This is a genomic window from Micromonospora sp. KC721 (genome assembly GCF_004348355.1).
Classification (GTDB): Bacteria; Actinomycetota; Actinomycetes; order Mycobacteriales; family Micromonosporaceae; genus Micromonospora.
In genome coordinates this window covers 1-3,982 of sequence record NZ_SMJY01000319.1, presented here as the reverse complement: position 1 = coordinate 3,982, position 3,982 = coordinate 1, and the positions used below count along the sequence as shown (strand labels likewise).

5 protein-coding genes and 1 pseudogene are annotated in these 3,982 nt (G+C 72.4%); 3 read left to right on the top strand and 3 right to left on the bottom strand.

Features of this window, described 5'->3' with window-relative positions; all coding sequences use genetic code 11:
- The coding region (locus tag E1182_RS29640; RefSeq protein WP_207921571.1) for a cellulose-binding domain-containing protein at positions 1-473 on the bottom strand (473 nt) is incomplete at its 3' end.
- A 263-nt stretch (positions 474-736) separates the two neighbouring features.
- On the opposite strand from E1182_RS29640, the gene E1182_RS29635 reads away from it, so the two are divergent.
- Complete coding sequence (locus E1182_RS29635) at positions 737-1,477, top strand: FkbM family methyltransferase (protein WP_132271019.1); 741 nt, start codon at positions 737-739, stop codon at positions 1,475-1,477.
- A gap of 35 nt (positions 1,478-1,512) precedes the next feature.
- Here E1182_RS29635 and E1182_RS29630 read toward each other — a convergent pair whose 3' ends face one another.
- The gene (locus E1182_RS29630; RefSeq protein WP_132271017.1) at positions 1,513-1,848 is read right to left on the bottom strand and encodes a YnfA family protein; all 336 of its coding nucleotides are present in this window, start codon (positions 1,846-1,848) and stop codon (positions 1,513-1,515) included.
- 249 nt (positions 1,849-2,097) lie between these two features.
- On the opposite strand from E1182_RS29630, the gene E1182_RS29625 reads away from it, so the two are divergent.
- Entirely contained in the window at positions 2,098-2,526 is a 429-nt protein-coding gene (locus E1182_RS29625; RefSeq protein ID WP_132271016.1) for an ATP-binding protein, read from the top strand.
- A gap of 16 nt (positions 2,527-2,542) precedes the next feature.
- Here E1182_RS29625 and E1182_RS29620 read toward each other — a convergent pair whose 3' ends face one another.
- Entirely contained in the window at positions 2,543-3,436 is an 894-nt protein-coding gene (locus tag E1182_RS29620; RefSeq protein ID WP_243706494.1) for a DUF3152 domain-containing protein, read from the bottom strand.
- Positions 3,437-3,602: 166 nt separating this feature from the next.
- On the opposite strand from E1182_RS29620, the pseudogene E1182_RS29615 reads away from it, so the two are divergent.
- Positions 3,603-3,982, top strand: a pseudogene (locus E1182_RS29615) (hypothetical protein); the annotation flags it as partial.

Sequence of the window (3,982 nt, the reverse complement as noted above, 5' to 3'; positions counted from 1 at the left end):
GTGGGTGGCGGCGTGGTCGGCGGCGGGGTTTCTCCGACGGAGCCGGTGCAGGTGACCCCGTTGAGGGCGAAGGTGGTGGGCGCGGTGTTGGCACCGGACCACGAGCCGTTGAAGCCGAACGACACCGACCCGTTGGTGGGGATGCGGGCGTTGTAGCTGACGTTGCGGGCGGTCACCTGGTCACCTGAGGAGGTGACGGTGGCGTTCCAGACTTGGGTCACCCGCTGGCCGGAGGGGAACGTCCAGACCAGGTTCCAGCCGTTGACCGGGTCGCCGAGGTTGTTGATGGTGACGTTCGCACCGAACCCGCCCGGCCACTGGGAGGAGGTCGCGTAGGTCACCTTGCAGCCCGCGGCGGCCTGCGCGGAGCCGGCGACCGTCAGGCCCAGGCCCGCCGCCAGCAGGGCGGCTCCGGTCGCGGCCAGGCCCAGCCGCCATCGTGTTCTCCGTAGGGTGCCTCGTAGTCGGGTCATGGTGCTCCTCGGGGGATGGGGGTGGCGGTGTGGGGTTGGACCGCCTGGGTGTCTCCCGATACGGGTGAGACGTCCAGGTCAACCCGAGGTTAAGTTTGGAATCCAAACATTGTCAATCGGTGGAAACCTATATGAGGAATACCGCCGACTCAGGCCGTGATCACCATGGGTGACGGACGCCGTCCCGCCCCGGCACCCCCGACTAGGATCGGACCGTGGCTGCTCATGCCGGTGTGATCGAGGCCCTCCGGGCCGACCCGACGATGTCCGCACTGCACCGTTCGCTGGACAGCTACTACGGCGACCCGGCGCGGGACGCGGCGATGGACGCGTTCTACGCCCCCTTCGTCCGTCCCGGGGATCTCGTCGTCGACATCGGCGCGCACGTCGGCGACCGCCTCGGCAGTTTCCGCCGGCTCGGGGCCCGCGTGGTGGCCGTGGAGCCGCAACCGCTCTGCATGCGCGCCCTGCGGGCCATCCACGGCGACGACGACCAGGTCACGCTGGTCGAGGCGGCCTGCGGCGGACAGTCCGGGCAGGTCCGACTGCACGTCAACTCCGCCAACCCCACGGTCTCCACCGCCTCCGCCGATTTCCTGCGGGCGGCCGACGGTGCCGCCGGTTGGGAGGGCCAGACCTGGGACACCGAGATCACCGTCGCCGCGACCACGCTCGACGCACTCATCGACGCGTACGGCGTGCCCACCTTCGTCAAAATCGACGTCGAGGGCTTCGAGAGCGAGGTGCTGGCCGGGCTGACCCGTCCGGTGCCCGCGCTCTCCTTCGAGTTCACCACCATCGAACGCCAGGCCGCGATCCGGTGCCTCGATCGGGCGACCGCCCTCGGATTCCGCGACTTCACCTTCGCCCTCGGCGACGAGATGTCGATGGCCCGACCGGCCTGGTCGTCGGCGGCGGACGTCGCCGACGACCTGTGCGCCCTGCCGCACGCGGCCAACTCCGGCGACGTCTACTGCCTGTCGCAGCCGCTGCGCCCGCGCTGACCCGACGACGGGCGACCGTCGACCGACCCCCGATCTCAGGCGGTGCGGGGGGCGTACATGATGACCGCGACGCCGATCAGGCAGATCGCCGCGCCGATGAGATCCCACCGGTCGGGGCGGAACCCGTCCACCAGCACACCCCAGGCCAGCGAACCAGCGACGAACACCCCGCCGTACGCGGCGAGCACCCGGCCGAAGTTCGGGTCGGGCTGGAAGGTGGCGACGAAACCGTAGGCGCCGAGGGCGATCATTCCGGCGGCGATCCACCACAGGCCGCGGTGCTCCCGCCAGCCCTGCCAGACCAACCAGGCGCCGCCGATCTCGGCGAGCGCGGCGAGCGCGAACAGCAACAACGAACGGACAACGGCCACGGCTTCGGACCGTACGCCGACCGTGCGACGCCACCGGAACCGGGCGGCGATACTTCGTCACCCAACGTGGTCGGCGACCCGCACATCCGGCAGGTCGCCGCCACGCTGGCCTGGAACGTGCTGGGCGTGGTCGATGTCTGCAACGCCCTGCGACTGCCGGGGTCCGACCGCACCGCTGACCGGGCGAAGCCGATCCGTCATCTGCCGGTGCACGGCATAAATGCTGGATATGCAGGGTAAATCGAGCTCATGGGACAGCTGCGCACCTCTCCTCCACCACCGCGGGCCACCGAGCTGCGGCAGTGGGAGCTGGTCCGCCCGGCCGACCTACGCGGCCTGCGGGCGTCCCTGCACGAGGCGCTCACCGGTGAGGAACTGCTCGCCGGTGAGCGGTTGGACGAGGTCCCCGAGCTGGTCGCCCTGGTCGCCAGCGAGCTGGCCACCAACGCCCTACGGCACGGCAGGCCACCGACGACCGTCCGGCTGCTACTCGCCGGCGACCGGTTCGTCCTGGAGGTCGCCGACCACGATCTGAGCACCATCCCGGAGCTGTCCGACACCCTCCCGCTGGGGGCCGGCGGCCGTGGCCTTCAGATCGCCCAGGCGCTCGCCCTGGACGTCGGTTGGTACGCCACCCCGGACACCAAGAACATCTGGGCGTCGTTCTCCCGGCACTGAACCACCGGCGGCGCGGTCAGTCCTCGGTGGGGATCGGGTCGTCGTAGTCGCCGGACGGGCCGGCGTACCGCTCGCCGTTCACCTGCGGCCAGGGGTTCGGGGTGCAGCCGTGCAGGCCCAACGTCTGCTGCTGCATGACCGGCGCCGGACCGCCCCGCCGGGGGCAGAGCTGGTGGCCCTCACCCAACCGGTGACCGACCTCGTGGTTGAGCAGGTAGGCCCGGTAGGTGGCCAGGTCGCTGGCGAAGTGGGGTACGCCGCGCGCCCAGCGGGCCACGTTGATCACCACCCGGTCGCCGTTGCGACAGGAGGTGTAGCGGTCGTTCAGGTCGCCGCAGAGCTGGCTACGGGTGACCGGGGTGGTGAGCAGCACGGTGAAGTCGGCTGGGCTGTCCGGGCCGACCCGCTGCAACCGCCACCGGCCGTCGCCCGTCCAGCCCCTCGGGTCGGCGAGCAGCGCGGCGACGTCCCGACCGAACCGCTCCACGTCCACCTCGTCGATGCCGTCCTCCACCGCCACCCGGTAGCGCATCAGCTCACCACCGCGCCCGGCCACCCGGCCGGTGGCGGTGGCGGTGCGGAAGCGGCCCGTACCCCGGTCGGGGTAGCGCAGCGTGCGCGGCGTGGCCGGCGCCGCGGTCGACGGCGGGGGCGCGACCGAGGGTGACCCGGCGGGGACCGGGACGGCGGCCACCACCGGGGCTGGCCCGGCCGGCCCGCGCCGGATGTCGCCGATCACGTCGCCGAGGTCCACCCCGGCCCGCTGTGCGGCCACCGCGCCGCCACCCGCGCCGACCGCCAACACCAGCAGCACCGCCACCAGGCCGGTCCGGTCTCCGCGCGAGCGGCGTCGCCCGCGGCGACGCCGGTTGGTCGCCTCAACCGTGCCGCTCACCATCAGGCTGCCCACCCTCGGCCTCCGTCCCCCGTCGGTCCGCTCCGGCAGGAAGTACGCGGAGAAAGCCCAACCGGATGAGTCAAGCAGGCGGGGAATTCCTGCCCGGTACGGTTGTCGGGCCGACACTTCCGGCGATCCGGACAGCATCGGCCCTCACCTGAGCAGAGAAGGGACCACCGTGCCCGACGCCGACACTCTCATCGCCGATGCGGTCGCGGCGCTGCGCGGCGCCGACGTACGCGACGCGGAGCGGAAGCTGGACCGGCTGGTGGTCGGCACCGGCACCACGGACGGCGCGGCGGCGGTCGATGTCGCGCTGCTCAACCGCCTGGTGGCCGCGCTGGCCCGGCTCTGGCCGCGCGGATGGCAGCCGGTCGACGTGGCCCGGATCGTCACCCGGCGGCTCGGTCCGCGCCCGGCGCGGTTGCTGGTCGACGGGCTGGCCGCCCAGCGGCGCACCCAGGTCGGCCACGTGCCGTCGTGGTGGGACGACCAGCTCGCCGGACTCGCCGCCCGGGTCCGGTGGGACGACGACGCCGACTGGCTGACCGGTTGGGC

Coding starts and splice junctions, on each gene's coding strand:
- E1182_RS29635 (WP_132271019.1), top strand. CDS start 737: ATGTCCGCACTGCACCGTTCGCTGGACAGCTACTACGGCGACCCGGCG.
- E1182_RS29625 (WP_132271016.1), top strand. CDS start 2,098: ATGGGACAGCTGCGCACCTCTCCTCCACCACCGCGGGCCACCGAGCTG.